Origin of the sequence: Paenibacillus ihbetae, assembly GCF_002741055.1 — a bacterium.
Lineage (GTDB): Bacteria > Bacillota > Bacilli > Paenibacillales > Paenibacillaceae > Paenibacillus_AQ > Paenibacillus_AQ ihbetae.
Genome location: NZ_CP016809.1, coordinates 2,024,539 through 2,041,664 on the forward strand (window position 1 = coordinate 2,024,539; position 17,126 = coordinate 2,041,664).

General features: G+C 54.8%; 15 protein-coding genes and 1 riboswitch. Of the genes, 4 read left to right on the plus strand and 11 right to left on the minus strand.

Annotated features, from left to right (window positions below):
* Window positions 1-80 precede the first annotated feature (80 nt).
* The 4 genes from tenA to BBD41_RS09195 all read right to left on the minus strand — a co-directional run bounded on the left by tenA (window position 81) and on the right by BBD41_RS09195 (window position 4,335).
* Window positions 81-773 carry a thiaminase II gene (tenA, locus tag BBD41_RS09185; protein WP_099477361.1) on the minus strand — a complete coding sequence of 231 codons (693 nt, stop codon included), beginning with the start codon at window positions 771-773 and terminating at the stop codon, window positions 81-83.
* Between the two features lie 425 nt (window positions 774-1,198).
* A riboswitch (TPP riboswitch) is annotated at window positions 1,199-1,302 on the minus strand.
* A gap of 504 nt (window positions 1,303-1,806) precedes the next feature.
* Complete coding sequence (locus BBD41_RS30235; protein ID WP_335582737.1) at window positions 1,807-2,712, minus strand: IS3 family transposase; 906 nt, start codon at window positions 2,710-2,712, stop codon at window positions 1,807-1,809.
* Window positions 2,709-3,140 carry an HTH domain-containing protein gene (locus BBD41_RS30240; protein WP_237086953.1) on the minus strand — a complete coding sequence of 144 codons (432 nt, stop codon included), beginning with the start codon at window positions 3,138-3,140 and terminating at the stop codon, window positions 2,709-2,711. The genes BBD41_RS30235 and BBD41_RS30240 overlap by 4 nt, the downstream gene beginning before the upstream one ends.
* Window positions 3,141-3,306: 166 nt before the next feature.
* Window positions 3,307-4,335 (minus strand): ABC transporter substrate-binding protein, encoded by a 1,029-nt coding sequence (locus BBD41_RS09195; RefSeq protein WP_077569535.1) that lies wholly within the window; start codon window positions 4,333-4,335, stop codon window positions 3,307-3,309.
* 199 nt (window positions 4,336-4,534) lie between these two features.
* On the opposite strand from BBD41_RS09195, the gene BBD41_RS09200 reads away from it, so the two are divergent.
* The 4 genes from BBD41_RS09200 (at window position 4,535) to BBD41_RS09215 (ending at window position 8,023) form a co-directional block, all read left to right on the plus strand.
* A complete protein-coding gene (locus tag BBD41_RS09200) occupies window positions 4,535-5,518 on the plus strand; it encodes a FecCD family ABC transporter permease (RefSeq protein ID WP_099477362.1) in 984 nt (327 codons plus the stop codon).
* A complete protein-coding gene (locus BBD41_RS09205) occupies window positions 5,515-6,561 on the plus strand; it encodes a FecCD family ABC transporter permease (protein WP_099477363.1) in 1,047 nt (348 codons plus the stop codon). Before BBD41_RS09200 ends, BBD41_RS09205 begins: the two co-directional genes overlap by 4 nt.
* Before the next feature lie 24 nt (window positions 6,562-6,585).
* Complete coding sequence (locus BBD41_RS09210; RefSeq protein WP_099477364.1) at window positions 6,586-7,437, plus strand: ABC transporter ATP-binding protein; 852 nt, start codon at window positions 6,586-6,588, stop codon at window positions 7,435-7,437.
* A gap of 118 nt (window positions 7,438-7,555) precedes the next feature.
* Window positions 7,556-8,023: a hypothetical protein gene (locus BBD41_RS09215; RefSeq protein ID WP_237087040.1), complete on the plus strand. Its 468-nt coding sequence runs from the start codon at window positions 7,556-7,558 to the stop codon at window positions 8,021-8,023.
* A gap of 47 nt (window positions 8,024-8,070) precedes the next feature.
* Here the strand turns inward: BBD41_RS09215 and BBD41_RS09220 are convergent, their stop codons facing one another.
* The 7 genes from BBD41_RS09220 to BBD41_RS09250 form a co-directional block, all read right to left on the minus strand.
* Window positions 8,071-8,652, minus strand: a complete 582-nt coding sequence (locus BBD41_RS09220; protein WP_099477365.1) for a YecA family protein — start codon at window positions 8,650-8,652, stop codon at window positions 8,071-8,073.
* A 382-nt stretch (window positions 8,653-9,034) separates the two neighbouring features.
* Window positions 9,035-10,345: an ABC transporter substrate-binding protein gene (locus BBD41_RS09225; protein WP_099477366.1), complete on the minus strand. Its 1,311-nt coding sequence runs from the start codon at window positions 10,343-10,345 to the stop codon at window positions 9,035-9,037.
* A 292-nt stretch (window positions 10,346-10,637) separates the two neighbouring features.
* Window positions 10,638-11,624: a glycoside hydrolase family 113 gene (locus BBD41_RS09230; protein ID WP_099477367.1), complete on the minus strand. Its 987-nt coding sequence runs from the start codon at window positions 11,622-11,624 to the stop codon at window positions 10,638-10,640.
* 287 nt (window positions 11,625-11,911) lie between these two features.
* The gene (locus tag BBD41_RS09235) at window positions 11,912-12,742 is read right to left on the minus strand and encodes a carbohydrate ABC transporter permease (RefSeq protein WP_099477368.1); all 831 of its coding nucleotides are present in this window, start codon (window positions 12,740-12,742) and stop codon (window positions 11,912-11,914) included.
* Entirely contained in the window at window positions 12,739-13,623 is an 885-nt protein-coding gene (locus tag BBD41_RS09240; RefSeq protein WP_099477369.1) for a carbohydrate ABC transporter permease, read from the minus strand. The genes BBD41_RS09235 and BBD41_RS09240 overlap by 4 nt, the downstream gene beginning before the upstream one ends.
* A gap of 113 nt (window positions 13,624-13,736) precedes the next feature.
* Complete coding sequence (locus BBD41_RS09245; protein ID WP_099477370.1) at window positions 13,737-15,251, minus strand: response regulator; 1,515 nt, start codon at window positions 15,249-15,251, stop codon at window positions 13,737-13,739.
* 2 nt (window positions 15,252-15,253) lie between these two features.
* Complete coding sequence (locus tag BBD41_RS09250) at window positions 15,254-17,125, minus strand: sensor histidine kinase (RefSeq protein ID WP_237087041.1); 1,872 nt, start codon at window positions 17,123-17,125, stop codon at window positions 15,254-15,256.
* Window position 17,126 lies beyond the last annotated feature (1 nt).

The window sequence follows — 17,126 nt, forward strand, 5'->3', positions numbered from 1 at the left end:
GGCTTCGTATATGACCTATAAATTCGCATGAATCCCATCTCAACACGTACACTGATTCATCCAGAGCAGATGACATTTCGTTATCCGGCATCCACCAGCGACTGGAACGGCACCGGCCATTCCTCCTGCTTGTAAGCCATGTCCCAGAACATATACTCCAGCTGGCAGCTCAGCATGAAATGCTCGCGCATCCGCTCCCGCTCCTTTATCGTCGCTCCTTCCGCCCATGCATCCACACGGCTGAGGAACTTCCCTGCCGCATCCTCACCGCGATCCCCGTAAAAATGAATCCATTCATAGAACGGATGGGTGCGATCCGGCGTAACTTCGTCCAGCAATCTGCGGCCGATCTCATAATACGTCCACGGACAAGGAAGCAGGACCGCCATAATTTCGCCGAGGGTTCCCTCATGCGCAACGGTCAGCATGTGACGGATATAATGGTGCGCAGACGGAGCAAGAGGGTAGCCCTGGAGATGCTCATAGTTCACTCCCGCGACCGAGCAGAAATTTTGATGCGGATGCACCTCGCTGTTGAGGATAAACGCAATCTGTTCGTTGAACGCCGCCATGTCCTCCCGGCTCGTGCTCTTGGATATGGCGATGCCATAGATGCGAATGTAGGCATTCAAATACTCGAAGTCCTGCTTCACATAGTGAATCAGCTGTTCGCTGCCCAGCTTCCCGGCGGCAATTCCCCGCACGAAGGGATGGTTTACGATCGCCTCGAAAATTCCGTCCGCCTGCTGGCGAAGCTCTTGGGTAAACGTCATTGTTATCCCCACCTCCATCTTGAAATGAAGAGCAGGAAGTCCTCCTAGCGACCCGGCAATCCCGGTAATCCGAGCAATCCTGACAATGGCAGCCAAGCATCCGTTGCATGTCCCGTAAACCAACCTACGCACACCGTGCATCCTTTTCATATCAGCAACGGTTCCATCCGGGAAACTTTGCAGATCCGGCAGCCGTTGTACCCGGCTACATGTGTATATCCGGCAACCCTTTATGTACACGGCTAGATTTGCATACCCGGTAACTCTTGCATGCTGCGAGCTCGTACCGTGCGTTAACGTGCTGCGCGACGAAAATGCAGGAAATTACGTTTTTCGGGGCATGACAAACAAAGCCGCCCCGAAAAACGGAGCGGCTTCAGCAATAGTCCTCTTGCCCGGCAGGAGCAGGCGCAAAAAGGACTCTATCCGTGAAGGCTCCACTTTCCTACGCTAGTACGAACTAGATCAGGTTCAAAGGGTCCAAGATACGCTCTTGTCTCAGCCGCTGACGGCTCCCCTAGTGGACTTCCTATTCTATTGACTATTACTGTACATAGGTTTGGCGGTGGTGTCAAACGTTTCCGTGTTTGCTTAATACTCGTCATTACCGGGAATTGGCCATCAATCGGGCGCAAGCAATAATGCGATTCAGCTGACGCTGAGCATTACGTCTTATGCAGTCGCGGAAGTAAACCATGCATTTCGTCAATTTCAGGACCAAATTGAAATCTCCAGGCAACGATTCGGCGCCATATACCGGCAAGGCCAGATTCTAGTGTATGTAACCAAAGCTGGAAGCTCAATGGAGGCAGCATATAGTTTGGACAACAATGGCAGCATGCTCAAAAGGATTCACAAGTGATTAACGAAAAACGAATTGCGTGGAAGAAAACTTGAAATTGTCTTCACAAAAGAACTTCGAATTGCAGCTTTCAATTGATAAACTCAATAAAACTGGACAAGAAAACAGCCTGTTGAGCTGACTTGAACTGTGACCCGATTTGTGGACAGTTTGAAATAAACCGCCTAGAGCTTAGCTAGCAAGCAGATGACCTCTGAATTCATCGGGGGTCATCTTTTTTAATGTCCACTGGTATCGTTCTGAGTTGTAGTAGCTTATGTACTCCTTCACTCGCACCCTCACTTCATCAATAGTTTGGCAATCGCTAAAATCAACGTCGTCTTTCAAGTGACCGAAGAATGATTCCATCGGGGCGTTGTCCCAGCAATTGCCTTTGCGCGACATCGACTGCTTAAATCCTGCCTTAGCAATGAGAAGACGGGTTTTAGGATGCGTGTAGTGCATCCCTTGGTCGGAGTGCAGAATCGCTTCTGGATGAATGTTTCCATCTAATCGCTCTAAAAGACGCTGTAGCGTCCGCTCGACAATTGGAAGCTCGAGTGTTGCTGCCACGCTGTCGGCAAGGATCTGCCTGGTCGCCCCGTCCTTCACGCAGGAAAGGTATGCCCAGTGTCCGCTTCCATAGCGCAAATAAGTGATGTCAGTGAGAAACACTTTCTCAGGTTCGCCTTGGTTAAACTTTCGCTCCAGCAGGTTCGGACACGTCTTGTGCTCTTGAGTTGCCTTAGCCATCTTGCGGTAGGGGTTCGCCTGACGGATTACGGCCACCAAGCCTGCCTTTTTCATAAGCCGGCGAATCTTCTTGTGGTTCATGACAACGCCGCTTATCTGTTCCAGCCGCATCTTAATCACAAGCGCACCTGCTTTGCCACGGAGCGCGTCAAAGTGCTGCTTGATGAGAAGGATGTCCTGCTCGTCGGCGGCAGCACGAAGTTGACGATCTTCTTCCGTCCCCAGCCACCTGTAATAGCCGCTTGGACTTACTTCCACGAGCTCGCATAGATAGCGTGTCATTCGTTTCAGGCCATATGCCCGAATGGTGCGATTTATGATCTCATAGCGCTCGGAGGGCGTCAGCGTTTCTTCTTCTGCCGATCGAGCGCTTCGAGCTTTTTTAGCATGTCCACTTGAGCTTCAAGCAGTTTGATCTGGGCCTTAGCCCGTTTCAATTCTTCTTCGGCTGACAACTGACCAGCTGGCTTGCGCCCTGTACTGCCCTTACCGCGCCGCTCTGTAGCCAAACCTTCCTCACCGTACAGTTCGAAGGTTTCACGCCACCGTTTTAAGCTGTCCTTGGGCTTCTTATGACCAATAACGTCCAGGTCGAAGCCGGCACGAATAAAGATTTCTGAAGGTGTCTGCCCCTGCTTGTAGGCTTTCAGCGCCTCCAGCTTGAATGCAGGTGTGTATGTAATGGCCGCCTCGGTCACATGGTGTACGTTTGGATTCTCCTCCAGCTTCCTCATTTGCTCCTCGGTAAAGAGCACCCGTTTCAACTTCCCCATTCTCGTATCACTCCTCGTCACATACCTTGATTAAAACACAAATGACCCACAAGAAGTCACTTTTTTCAAAGTGTCCATCTTATGGGTCACAGTTCAACTCAACAGGCTGCTTTTATTGGTATCCCATCATCATACTCTCTATTTGAAATGGGGTCAGGATACGGTTTTATTTCTCCAGGCCGTAAAATTCATACAGCTGGTCAATCATCAGATTTGCCGCCAGAATCCCGCCGGCCGTGTTCCAAATGGCGTCATCGACCTTATGGGCTTGACCGTTCTTAACGACGTTCAGGTTTTTCCACAACGGATCGTTGACCCATTCCTGCTCGGTCTGGTTGGCGCCGCCGTCGCCGGTTTCGTACGTGAAGTAGAACAGTCTGTCGGCATCCACCTCAGGAAGCCGCTCCTTCGTGATCTCGTCCACGAAATTGTCCTTCGCGTTCTTCGTCATCTCGTTACGTGCGATGCCGATCTGATCGAAAATAACCCCCGAGAAGGTGTTCGTATGGTAAACGCGCGTCTTGCCGGCCATGAAACGCACCACAGAGACGGTCTCATCCAGCTTGCTTCCGGCTTTCTCCTTGAAATCCTGAATACGCTGGTCGTACGCTGAGAGAAGCTCTTCCCCTTCGCTTACCTTGTTCACTGCCTGTGCGTAGAGCTTGAAGTTGTTCTGCCATTCTCCGCGAAGATCCTCCGCAAATACCGTCGGCGCGATCGCTTTCAGCTGCTCATACACTTTCTCCTGACGCATTTTGTTGCCGATGATCAGGTCCGGCTGCAGTCCGGCAATCAGTTCAATGTTAGGCTGGCTCTCCTCGCCGACCACGGTAACGCCTTCCATCTGGTCTTTAATATGCGGATACCATGGGTCGCCTGTCCAGGACTTAACGGCGCCTACCGGCTTCACGCCCAGCGCGAGCAAGGCTTCCGTTCCTTCGTTCGTGAGGACGACCACTTTTTGCGGCGCGCCCTTGATCGTCTCGGTTCCCATCGCATGCACTACTTCGTACGAATCGCCGGATGCACCGGAGCCGTTATTCGCAGGAGCCGTTCCGCTTTCTCCGTTCGATGGCTGGCTTGCATTATTCTGCGTTCCATTCGATCCGCAGCCTGCGAGTATGACAACCATAATAAGCGCCAGCAAGCTCCATTTCAGCCCTCGGCCCGGTTTCTTAGCTGTTCCTTGTCCCATTCCTATCGTAATCCCCCTCATATCATTTCCGCTTTATTGAAAATCATTATCACTTACCGATTCAAAACTATAACGGTTTCCAGCAAAAATATCAATATATTTTTTGAGAATGATTATCAAGTTCATTGACAGATCGGCTCCCTTTCACCTAAAATTCATATGAACTTAATAATCCATGAAATTAAGAAAGTGAGTATATATGCGCTTACTCGGACTATTGATATCGCTGCTGGCGCTTGCCGCCGCGATGATGGGCAGCATCGCGTTCGGCGTAACGAACATTCCGCTAACGGAAGTATGGAACTCGTTCGCTCACTATAATGGCGGCAACGAGCATCTCATCATCCTGACCGCAAGGGTTCCCCGGGCCCTCATCGCAGCAGCCGTGGGGGCGAGCCTCGCAGTGGCAGGCGCGTTGATGCAGGTCATCACGCGCAACCCCATTGCATCGCCCAGTACGCTAGGCGTGAATGCCGGTGCAGCCTTCTTCATTATTATGGCCGCAGGCTGGCTCGGGGTTGACGGGCTGCAGGCATTTACCTTGGTGGCCCTGATCGGCGCCGCCGTCAGCGGGGGTATCGTATTCATGCTCGGCAGCATCGGCCGGGACGGCATGACTCCGGTCAAGATTACGCTGGCTGGGGCCTCTATGGCCGCATTCTTCCATTCCTTGACTCAAGGACTGATGCTCTCCGACGGTAAAATGTTCGACCAGGTGCTCATCTGGCTCGTCGGATCGGTTGCCGGGCGGGACTTGAACCAATTGAATGCCGTCTGGCCTTACATGGCGGCAGGCATGCTGATCGCCCTCCTGCTCGGGCGGCATCTGAACGCGCTCTCCATGGGCGATGATATTGCGCAAAGCCTTGGACAGAAGACCGCGCTCATCAAGCTGCTTGCTGCGGCCGCGGTCATTCTGCTGGCCGGCGGATCCGTTGCCGCCGCCGGACCGATTGCCTTCGTGGGCATTATTATTCCGCATATCGTGCGCTATTTTATAGGAAATGACTACAGATGGATCTTGCCCTACAGCGCCGTACTCGGCGCCGTCCTGCTGGTAACGGCCGATCTGGGCTCCAGGTACATCGCGATGCCGAAGGAAGTTCCTGTCGGCGTCATGACGGCAATCATCGGCGTGCCGTTCTTCGTGTACATTGCCAGGAAAGGAAGGCGAACATCATGAGCAAGCACCGCATCCTCCGCGCAGGAAGGGCCGGCATTTCATTCATGCTGGAGCGAAGAACGGTCTGGGTGTCCCTCATCCTGCTTGCCGTTTGCTTCATCGTCATTGTGGTTAGCACGGGCATGGGGAGCCAGCCCATATCGCCGCTGAACGTCATCAAAGCACTGGCGGGTAAAGCCCCTCCGATGGAACAGGTCATCGTGATGAAGCTCCGGCTGCCGCGGGTGATCATTGCCGTGCTGATCGGGGCGGCACTGGCCGTAGCCGGCGCCATCCTGCAGGGCGTGATCCGCAATCCGCTCGCCTCCCCTGACGTGATCGGCATGACGGAAGGCGCATCGCTCGGCGCGGTGCTGTTCATCTTCCTGTTCACCGGAACCGTATCGATTCACTGGATGCCGCTCTTCGCAATCCTCGGAGCCTTCCTCATTACCGGGCTGCTGTACGTGCTGGCCTGGAAAGGGGGCGTCTCGCCGCTCCGTCTCGTACTGATCGGCATCGGGGTATCCGCAGCGGTCAAATCGATCTCATATATGTTGATTATCTCCGGCCCGCTTCAGCTGGCCGATCGTTCTCTAACCTTCATGGCAGGCAGCATATACGGCATGTCCTGGGATAAGGACGTCATGACGCTGCTGCCATGGGTAGCGGTTCTTCTCCCGGTGACCTGGCTGCAGGCCCGCAATGTGAACATCCAGGCACTCGGGGACGATGTCGCCAGCAGCGCGGGCGCCCGTGTCCAGAAGCAGCGCCTGCTGCTGATCGGCTTAAGCGTGGCGCTTGCCGGGGCGGCTGTCTCCATCGGCGGTGCGATCGCCTTCATCGGCTTGATGGCCCCGCATATGGCCCGCAGGCTGGTCGGGCCTTCATTCGGCAGCCTGCTGCCCGTAAGCGCCTTGATCGGCGCGATCTTGCTGCTTGCAGCCGATCTGGTGGCACGGACGGCGTTTCTGCCGCGCGACGTTCCGGCCGGCGTATTCACCGCCGCCATCGGGGCGCCGTTCTTCCTCTATTTGCTGTATCGCAATCGGAATCGGTTTTAATACGAAAAAAAAGGAGCTGACATGATGAGTGCACTCGAAGCGAAGGGATTGAGCCTCTCCTATGGGGGCGACTACATCTTTGAAAATTTGGATTTGACCGTGCCGGTAGGTAAAATCACCGTGTTCATCGGCAGCAACGGCTGCGGCAAATCGACGCTGCTGCGCTCCATGGCCCGGCTGCTGAAGCCGCAGCGCGGCGCGGTTGTGCTCGACGGCGCAGATATCGCTGGCATGTCGACCAAGGATGTGGCCCGCAAGCTGGCCATCTTGCCCCAGGGGCCGACGGCTCCGGAAGGGCTGACGGTCCTGCAGCTTGTCAAGCAGGGACGCTACCCTTACCAGAGCTGGCTGCGCCAATGGTCGCCTGAAGACGAGAAGGCCGTCATGGCAGCTCTCGAATCGACCGGGCTAACCGGCCTTGCCGATCGTACGGTGGATTCGCTATCCGGAGGGCAGCGTCAGCGGGCCTGGATCGCGATGACGCTCGCGCAGGAGACGCCGCTGATTCTGCTGGATGAGCCTACGACGTATTTGGACCTGACGCACCAGATCGAAGTGCTGGATCTGTTGTACGAATTGAACGTGCAGGAACAGCGAACCATCGTCATGGTCCTGCATGATATCAACCTGGCCTGCCGTTACGCCGATCACATTGTCGCCATCCGGGACGGCAGCATCAAGGCGATGGGAAGACCGGAGGATATTATCTGCTCCGAGCTGATGCAGACGGTGTTCCAGCTGCCGTGCGAGATTATTCCAGACCCGCTGTACGGGACGCCGATGTGCGTTCCGCATGGAAAGGGCCTCCGCCGGACGCAAGCCGCCTCGTCCTCTCCAGAGGAGACGGAACGGCTCCGAGAGCTGACAACCGCATAGCAACCGAATGCACGGGGCTGTATTCCTCACCGAAGTCGTGAAGGTGAAGGGAAACAGCCCTTCTTTATAGAAATATCACACATCATCCATTTTAAAATATACAAAGGTGGCGTATAGGTTGAAGAAGCTTCTCATCACGCCGGCCCGGATGCTCGGAGCAGGCCTTGCCGCCGGCAGCCTTCTTGGGATATACCTTAAGCTCATCGAGCATTTCACTTCATTCAACGTGTATACGCTGCTGCTGAACGTGGATTATATCCCCGGCCTGAAGCATCTGGAGCTGTCGGAAGGGGCTGAGTTTCTGCTCCACCTTGCCATCTCTGTCCTGCTTAGCGCCGTATTGGGCGTGATTCTGCGCAAGAAAGCCTGGCCGCATGGCCGGGCCTTCACCTTTGTCGCAGCCGCCTGCACTGGTGTGGGCCTTCTGTTGTACCCGACAACGGCGCTGTCTGATCGTACGCCGGAGCTTACCGACCCGGTCTCCCTCCTGCTGTGGCTATCCGGCCACTTGCTGTATGGGGCTGCATTGGGGAGGCTACTGGTGGGTGCCGGGCACGCATGCGATTGGAGTAAGCAACGCGAATAAGCCGCCCCGAACCGGGACGGCTTCTCTATAATTTCCGTAAGACTGGATTAACGCCCTACGGACAAATCCTGATTGTCCTCATGACTTTCTTCTGCATCCTCGGAGTCCAGCTGGTCACCGGATGCTGCTATCCCATCCATAAAATCTTGAATCTGTCCGCTGTTGCGGGTCAGGGTTGCTACGGCAACCTCATGCTTCTTCGCAATGTCGGACTTCGTCACGGAGATGTTAAGCAGTGAAGTCGCAATATATTCTAATGCACTGGCGTATCCGCCTGGCTTGCGGTACTTCGGATTGGCTTCCCTGGAGAAGTTATTCCAGACGATCAGCAGGCTGAATACTTGAAACAGCTCCTCCTCGCTCTTAAGCTCGTAATCCCGGCAAATCTGCGGAAATAACGACTCGGCGAGCTCACGGTGCTCGTCCGCATTCCAATCCATCCAATCCAGCCTATCGTGAATCATCTGGCGCAGCTGGTCAGCCTTTTGCTGTGGTACGGATGCTGCTCGGGTACCAGGGAACGGAATGACCTTACCTTGGATCGTGCGTTGATCCTTCTCAAGACAACATCTTTTGTACTTATTTCCGCTTCCGCAGTGACATAGATCGTTTCTTCCTAGCTTTTTCATTTCCTAGCTCCTATTTAGATGATTTCTTCTATTATACATGGAAAAGCTCGAAAAGCGCACCTCTGCCTGTAAAATGCTCATGCAGGCTTCCCGATCCTCCCCAGATTCCTCTCCTAACAGGGCAGTTCTTGTACGCTCAGAGACGAATGGCCGGGGCGAATAGCAAAAAAAACGCGGGTTGCTTCGTGGAAAGCCGCGCTCTATTTTATTATTCTATAATATTTCATTTTATGCAAGTAAGAAGTAACAAATTTGTAAAAACTTATCCCTTCCCATGATTTACATACTCCATTTAGGAGCTTGGAGCCTTGGTTATGTTATATAAAGAAAACCGAAGCCAGCCCCTATGACGGAGACTGCTTCGGCTTCGATGCTTGACCCGTTAGTAACCGAGCGCGGTTTTCGCTTCCTTCCACTTCGCGTTCAGCTTGTCGAACGCTGCCTGCAGATCCTCGGCCACGACATATTCCTGCACGTAATCACCGGTGCCGATGCCGATCTGCGCTTTATTCGCAATCTCGTTAAACTTCGGATCGGTCGCCTCACTCTCGATGAGGGTCGGATTAAACGACTGGAATTCTGCCAGCTGCGGAATGGTGGACTCGGCCGTCTTGATAATCGGCATGAAGCCCGAATCTTCCACGTAGCCGGATTCCTTCACGAAAAATTCCACCCAAGCGGTCGCCAGCTCCTTGTTCTGGCTGTCCTTGCTGACTGCAACGAAGTAGTCCGAACCGAGCGGTGCATTATACTTGCCGCTGTTGTCGTAAGGGAGCGGGAAGAAGCCAATGTCCTCCGAAGCGGCGCCTGCGCCGATCACCTGCGGAATGACCCAGTTGCCAAGGAAATACATCCCGGCTTTGCCCGCAGCCATTTCCCCCTTCGAAATCTCCCAGTTATTCGTGTACAGATCCTTCTCTACCCACTCCTTCTGCACGAAGGTACGTGCAATCTGGGCCAGCGTGCCCCATGCATTATCAACCTGGAACGGAGCTTCCTCCGATACCAGCTTCGAGTGGTACTGCGGATCGCCTGCCACATACCATGCCGAGTTGTCGGCCCAGTTGCCCATCGTCCACTGAGCGCCGAAGTTCATGTAGAGCGGAATGATATCGGCAGCCTTCAGCTTCTCGGCCGCGGCATAAAGCTCATCCAGCGTCCCAGGAACCTTGTCGATTCCTGCAGCCTCGAACGCTTTTTTGTTATACACGATCCCTTGCGTATTAACACCGGTCGAAATCCCGTAACGCTTGCCTTCGAACAGCGTATTGTCCGCGAAATACACGTTTTCGAACATCGCATCCGGCAGCGGTTCAAAATATTTCGGGTACTCCGAGGTTGCAAGGCCGGTCGGAATCATGAGCACGTCACCGGCTTCTCCGGTCGTCAAGCGAACCTGGATATCCTGGGCGTAGTTCGTCAAGCCTTCGAATTCGATTTCGGCCTTCGGGTACTTGGCTTTAAAAGCCTCCTCGTACTTATCGAGCGTTCCGTCGTTCACAAGATCCGTACGGTGCGTCAGCACCTTCAGCTTGCCGCCAAGCTCGGTCTCTCCCTCGGTGCCGGCCGTTTCGCTGCCCGTGCTCGCACCAGGCGTCGTGCCCGCATCGTTCGCTTTGTTTCCTCCGCAGGCGGCCAATATGGATGATACGGTGAATAACAGAAGCAGCAGCATCGTCAGTCTGTTCTTCATTTGTCGTCTTCCCCCTGTACTTTGAAATGATCCGGCGTGTCCCATACCGGGAATGCCGATATTGTTATCGCTTACAACTCAAATATTAATAGCTAACAGGAACAAAACAAATGAAGTGCATTTGTTTTTATTGTCATAAATTATGCTAACCTATGATTTTTTTGTTAGGTCGGAGTCGGTCGATGGCCGACGCCAATGCCTCTTCTCAAGCAAATACCGCACCGCATGCGCCGAAAGCTGCATGCGATGCGGTTCACTTCACAAAGCAATAAACCTATTTAAAACATATGTGTTATCGCGCGTCGGAACTCTCGCCGGCTTCCAATGCATGGGAGCCGCTTGCATAAAAGCGCCGCACCGTTTCGGCTGCGCGTTTGCCGTACATGCAATAATCGTCGTTCTCCGAAGCCTCCTGTGCGTCGTACAGCCGGGCCGGCCAGTCCCACAGCATATATCCCTGCATCCAGTCCCGCTGCGCGCATGCAGCGAACATCGCTTCATAGTACCGCTCCTGCTCCGCCTCGGACGGCCCGCCCGGCAGCGACCAGTCATTCGGCCGGGCCGCGGAGCCTTCGCGGCTCGGGCATCCGGCTTCCATGAAGAAGAATGGCTTGTTCCACTTTTTCACCGTGCCTTCGATTCGGTTCAGCTGCGCCTCCCATTGATCGATCGGATAATAGCCGCTCGACGAGATGATATCGACCGCATCCCACCAGGTCAGGCGATCCTCCTGGTACTTATCGCAATTATAGGTAATCAAGCCTCCATATACCAACCGGACATCCGCAATCAGGCTCCGCCATTCGGCCTCGCGCTTATCGGCCTGTACCATCTCGCAGCCGATGCACAGCATTTCGCAGCCCTCTTCTTCGGCGATCACAGCATAGTGGCGGATGAACTCCCCGTAGGAACGGAACCATTCCGCCCAGCTTGGCTCGCCGGGCACCTCTTCATCGAAGAAGCTGATATGCGCCCGCCACGTACCGTTGCCAACGTTGACGACCGGCTTCAAGCACACCTTCAGGCCAAGCTGCTTCGCCTTGCGGATCGCCCATCTGACCTCGTCATCCGTCACCGTCGGCTCCTCGCGAAACGGAATCTCCGTCGACTGCGGCGTTGCTTGCACGGCGGAAAGCGCAAGCGCCGTCCAGTTCACGTTCATCTCCGCCATGCGCTCCATGGAGAACTCCGCTTCGGGTCCGCTCCAGGTGCCCCGGATGCCGGTCCACCCCCATGTCATGCCATTAACATATTCCGGCCAAACTTTGTTTGTATTCATATTGGCACTCTCACTCTCCGTTATGTTGTATTGATCTCTTTACCAGGCTCCGGCAAGCAGGGCATAGGCCGATAACAGCGGGCTGCTTTTCCTCGCTTTGGACAGCGGTTGGCTTGTTGGGAACCTTAGCGTTAGCCTGCGGGCCTGTTGGGGACTTTGCGTTAGCCTAACGAGCCCGTCGAACCCTATACCTATACGTCACATCGGCCCGTCGAACCCTGTGCACCTATCCGTCACATCGCGCCCTCCGAGCCCTTTTTGATCCGTCACCGTCAGCGTCCCCCTAATTACTTGACCGCCCCGTTCGTCACGCCTGCAAAAATATACCGCTGCATGAACAAGAAGAGCACCACCGTCGGAATAAAGATGATCAGTATCCCCGCTGAAATGACATTCAGCTGCGCCGCGTTCGGACCGATGAACGAATAGATCGCGGTGGATACCACCTTCAGATCCTGCTTCGGCATGTACAGATACGGCGTGTAGAAATCGTTATATATCGAAATGCTCTTCAGAATGATCAGTGTGGCCGTAGCCGGTGCAAGCAGCGGGAAGATGATGGAGCGATAGATTTTGAACAGGGATGCTCCCTCGATCATGGCACTCTCGTCAAGATCCTTAGGAATGCTGTTGACGAATTGAAGATAAATGACGATCTGGAGCACGTCCGCGCCCAAATAGAGCAGAATCGGCGCAAGCATCGTATTGTAGGCGCCCAGGCTTTGGATCACGCTGAACGTTGCCACCTGGGTCGTGACCATCGGGATAACCTGCGCCACAAGGTACATGCCCATGATCGCCTTCTTCAGCTTGAAATCAAAGCGTCCCACCGCATAGGCAACCATCGTTCCAAGCACGATGTTCCCTGCCACGGAAATGGCCAGAATGATCAAAATATTGCGGAAGCCAAGGCCCAGATCGCCGATGTCGATCACCCGCTTGAAGTTTTCCAGGTTGAAGAAATTGTCCGGCAGCGCAAGACCCGATTGATAATACTCCACCTGGGTCTTGAAGGCTCCCACCGCGATCGAGTAGATCGGGAAGAAGACAACGAACAGCGCAACCGCCAGCGTATAATAATTAAAAATCGTCATTGCGATGGATCGTTCCCGCTTCATTCGCTTCTCCCCTCTCTAAACAACAGCTTCCGCTGAATGACGATAAACAGCAGCACCATGATGAGCAGCACGACCGCCATGGCCGAGGCCAGGCCGAAGTTCTGGTACTTAAACGCCGTATTCACCGTATGGATGACAAAGGTTGACGTATCGTTCGCGCCCAGCATCATGACAAACGGAATATCGAATGCCTCAAGCGCGCCTGTCAGAGTCAGGATAAGCATCAGCTCCAGTACGCCGCGGATGCTTGGCAGGGTAATGTAGCGGAACTTCTGCCAGCCCGACGCGCCATCGATGGAAGCGGCCTCATAAAGATCGCCTGGAATGGACTGCAGCGCACCGATGAAGATCACCATGTTCAGCCCCATGTATTTCCACATGGAGATGAATGCCAGCGCGAAATTCACGATCCGCTTGTCGCCGAGCCAGCTCTGCTGCCAAGAATCCAGCCCGAGCGCGCCAAGGAGCGTGTTCAGCGAGCCGTATTCCATGTGGTACACGTTCTTGAACATGATTACCGTCGCGACGCTGTGCAGCACATACGGCAGAAACAGAGCCACGCGAAAGCCGTTTCTCCCCTTCAGCTTCCCGGTCAGAATGACCGCGAAATACAGGGCAAAGACGACCTGCACCAGGCCGCCGCCCAAATAGTACAGATTGTTCTTCAACGTACTGAACACTTCAGGCTTCGTAAATATTTCCACATAATTATCCAGTCCGATGAAATTCATATCCCAGCCGAGGCCGGTCCAATCCGTCAAGCTGTAATACAGCAGGGAAATCGCCGGATAATACGAGAAGGTCAGAGACAGGATAACGGGAATGATGAGGAACCCGAACAGAATAAGATAGCGCTGTGTTTTATAACTGAAATTGAACAAGCTCCCTTCCTCGCTTTCTGCTTGAAATGGTACCGATTTCATAATTATAAAAGACAGCATGCTGAAAAATAATAGATTCGGTTTCGTTTTATTGTCCTCATTTTAGATAACAATCACCTAACAAAGTCCCGGTATTCCTTCGGCGTTTTCCCCGTCATCTTCTTGAACACCTTCGTAAAATAAGCCGGGTCGGGGTAACCTACCTGTTCACCGACCTTATACGTCTTCAGGCCGCGATCCTCCTTCAGCAGCCGCTTCGCCAGTGCGATCCGCTCGCTGATGATATAATCCGTGATCGTTTCTCCCGTCTCGGTCTTGAACAGCTTGCTTAAATAGCTTGGCGTTAAATAAACGAGATCGGCCAAATGCTGAAGCTCGAGCTCTTCGGTAAAATGCTGCTGGATATAAGCTTTGACCGTTTCAACGGCACGGTGCTCGCTCTTCATCTGCTCCAGATGACCCACCAGCTTCTCTATCGCGGCCTTCAGCGCAGCGGCAAAAGCCCGCCAATCCTCGAACCGCCCCGGATCATGGGGCCATTGCACCTCATCCTTGGAGATCCCGCGGTGCTCCAGCTCCTCCGAGCCATGGGCCGCGATCGCTGCGCACGCTTCTTTAAGCTCCGCCCACCCGGCTGCCAACGGTGCAACCTCATCCAGCCAGGCGCCGGCCAAATCCGGCAGTCGGGCATAATCGCCCCCGTGCAGAGCCGGAAACAGCTGCTTGTCCAGCAGCCGCACCAGGCGGTAGCGCTCCTCCGGCTTCCTCCGCGCCCCATGCCCGTCTCCCTGGGCCCCGCATACGCGCCGCTCCCGGCTGTACCACGCCTGCTCCAGCGAGCGCAGCGCTTCCTCGTAGGCTTGCGGCAGCCACTGGCTGCCGGAGAATACGCCGCTGATGCCTGCTTTGGCTGCGGTTCCGGCAGGCAGCTGCTGCAGCAGCATCACCGAGCGTTCCCTGGCTATGCCGGCATGCTCGATGGGCCTCACCGGCAGGATCACGGCCCTTCGGCCGTCGATGCAGCCCACGATTCGTCGCTCCTCCCCCCACTCGGTCGTCAGACGCTCCAGCGCGGCCGGCGTCACCTCCGAGGAAGCCTGAAGCAGCAGTATGGCATAATAGCCCCGGAACAAGGGCTGGCGGTCCAGTCTTGCGCACACCTCTTCGAAGAGATGCTCCGGCACCCTGTTCTCACCCGGACCCAGCAGGAAGCTCACCAGATCATCCGATTCGAGTCTTCGTTCGCTTCGCTCCTTCTGCACCATCTCAAGCACGTTGGCAAGCAGCTGATGCAGCTCCTTGATGTTGACCGGCTTCAGCAAATATTCCACGGCGCCCTGGCGCATGGCCGTCCGGGCGTACTCAAAATCGTTATATCCGCTCAGCACGGCGATTTTCGTGCCGCTCGCGAGCTCCCGCACGCGGGCCATCAGCTGGAGGCCGTCCATCTGCGGCATTTTGACATCGGTAATGACAAGGTCCGGCTGCAGCTCATGCATTCGGTCGAGCAGCTCCTGGCCGCTAGCGAACGTCCCCACGACACGGTAGGGCTCGCCCGCGTCCCGAATCAGCTTGCCCAGCCCCAGCCGAATTCGCTCCTCGTCATCCACCACAGCTATCGTAAGCATCCTCAACCAACTCCTGTTTTTAAATATTGCTCTGTATCGTCACTTGGAATCGTAATGCGGACCGTCGTTCCGAGCTCCTCCTCGCTCTGAACGGCAAGCCCGTAAGCTCTGCCATATCGCAGCTGCAGGCGTTCGTGAACGTTGCGCAGACCGATTCCCCGCCCTTCCGCGGCCTGCGGCTGCTCCTCCTCCAACGCTCGGCGCAGCCTCGAAAGAGCTGCCGGCGGCATACCTAGGCCGTCATCCGCTACGGTGAAGATATGATGATTCCCCTCGCGTTCATGGGTAATCGTCAGATGCAGGACGGCTTTCGTTTCATCGAAGCCATGATTGACGGCGTTCTCAATGATGGGCTGGAACAGCAGCTTCATGACCCGGATAGAGTGAACGGCTTCCTCTTCCGGCAGCGAAAGCACGAAACGATCTCCATATCGGTAATTCAGCAGCTCGATATAGGCTTTAATATGTGCCCACTCCTGCCTCGCTTCGACGATTTCGCTGCCGGCGTGAATGCTGTACCGCAGCTGCTGCCCCAGCAGCTGGACCATCTCCCCCACCTCAGCATCATCATGAAGCACGGCCGTCATCCGGATCGTCTCAAGCGTATTGTAAATAAAATGCGGGTTGATCTGGTGCTGCAGGCTCTCCAGCTGAGCTTCCTTCTTCCGCGCCTCCATCGCGTAGATATCGTCGATCAGCTGCTTGATCCGGGCCATCATGCGGTTGAAGGAAATCCCGATCAAACCCGCTTCATCCCGCCTGCGGACCGGAAATACGACATCCAGGTTGCCGGTCTGCACCTGCTTCATATGCTGGACAATGGATCTCAGCGGCCGCATCAGTGCATAGATAAGGACGAGCGAGATCATGAGCGCAAATCCGGTGACGCCTACGGCGGCGGCAATGGTGATCCGGCGGGTATCGAAAGCCTCCTTCATCAGCGGCTGCTCCGGTACCGTTATCAGGATCAGCCATCCCGTCTTCTCGGATTTGTTGTACACGACGAGCTGGGACTCGCCCTCAATCGTCATGCGGAAGCTCCCCTCCCTTCCGGTAACCTGTGCCAGTGCCGCATGCTCGTTCATGCTGCGCGCCAAGTATTTTTTCTCGCTGTCGTAGATGACGGTTCCGTTATCATCCAAAATAAAGGTCTTTCCGCGGGTCGTATCCTCAAGGTCGGTCACGATATTCTCGATCACGCCGATGTTTGCATCGACCGCAATCGTCCCGATGGAGTGATATGACTTGTCGATGATGTCGCGGACGACCGTGAACATATACTGCTTGCTTCCGGCAGGAACCGCAATCTCCTGCGTGCTGACCAGCACGGGCCGGCCGTTCGCCGCCGTGGCGAGCTTCCTCCAGCCCTCGTAATACTGCTGCAGATTCGAGCGGCTGCCGCCGCTTTTGACCACGAAATACGGGTTGCCGTAAAGATCGAACAGATATACATTGCTGGTGCCTTCCTTGATATTGTTCATGAAATAAATGCTGCGCTCGACCTTCCGCGTAATCTGCAGCTTGACCTCGCTCTCGTTCGGGCGGTCCTCTGCCATAGAGGGCCCCCCCTCTTCGTAATACCGGTTCGACATGTCCAGCCCTGATTGAATTTCATTCAAATACGAAGGGATGATGGAAATCTTCATCATGTCATTCACGTAATCGTCCAGCTTGCCCATCATCTTGCTCGACAGCTGGGAGACGTAGGCCACGGTATTCTTTTCGATCGAAGCCGTATAACGCTCCGCCGCAAAATACGTAATGAGCCCCATCGGCAGCATAATCAGAAATAAAAATACGACAGACAGCTTGCGGTCCAGCCGGCCGGCCGGCCGCTCTCTCCATAGCTGCGCAATACGGCGGAAGCCTGTCACA

Coding starts and splice junctions, on each gene's coding strand:
- tenA (WP_099477361.1), bottom strand. CDS start 773: ATGACGTTTACCCAAGAGCTTCGCCAGCAGGCGGACGGAATTTTCGAG.
- BBD41_RS30240 (WP_237086953.1), bottom strand. CDS start 3,140: ATGGGGAAGTTGAAACGGGTGCTCTTTACCGAGGAGCAAATGAGGAAG.
- BBD41_RS09195 (WP_077569535.1), bottom strand. CDS start 4,335: ATGGGACAAGGAACAGCTAAGAAACCGGGCCGAGGGCTGAAATGGAGC.
- BBD41_RS09200 (WP_099477362.1), top strand. CDS start 4,535: ATGCGCTTACTCGGACTATTGATATCGCTGCTGGCGCTTGCCGCCGCG.
- BBD41_RS09205 (WP_099477363.1), top strand. CDS start 5,515: ATGAGCAAGCACCGCATCCTCCGCGCAGGAAGGGCCGGCATTTCATTC.
- BBD41_RS09210 (WP_099477364.1), top strand. CDS start 6,586: ATGAGTGCACTCGAAGCGAAGGGATTGAGCCTCTCCTATGGGGGCGAC.
- BBD41_RS09220 (WP_099477365.1), bottom strand. CDS start 8,652: ATGAAAAAGCTAGGAAGAAACGATCTATGTCACTGCGGAAGCGGAAAT.
- BBD41_RS09225 (WP_099477366.1), bottom strand. CDS start 10,345: ATGAAGAACAGACTGACGATGCTGCTGCTTCTGTTATTCACCGTATCA.
- BBD41_RS09230 (WP_099477367.1), bottom strand. CDS start 11,624: ATGAATACAAACAAAGTTTGGCCGGAATATGTTAATGGCATGACATGG.
- BBD41_RS09235 (WP_099477368.1), bottom strand. CDS start 12,742: ATGAAGCGGGAACGATCCATCGCAATGACGATTTTTAATTATTATACG.
- BBD41_RS09245 (WP_099477370.1), bottom strand. CDS start 15,251: ATGCTTACGATAGCTGTGGTGGATGACGAGGAGCGAATTCGGCTGGGG.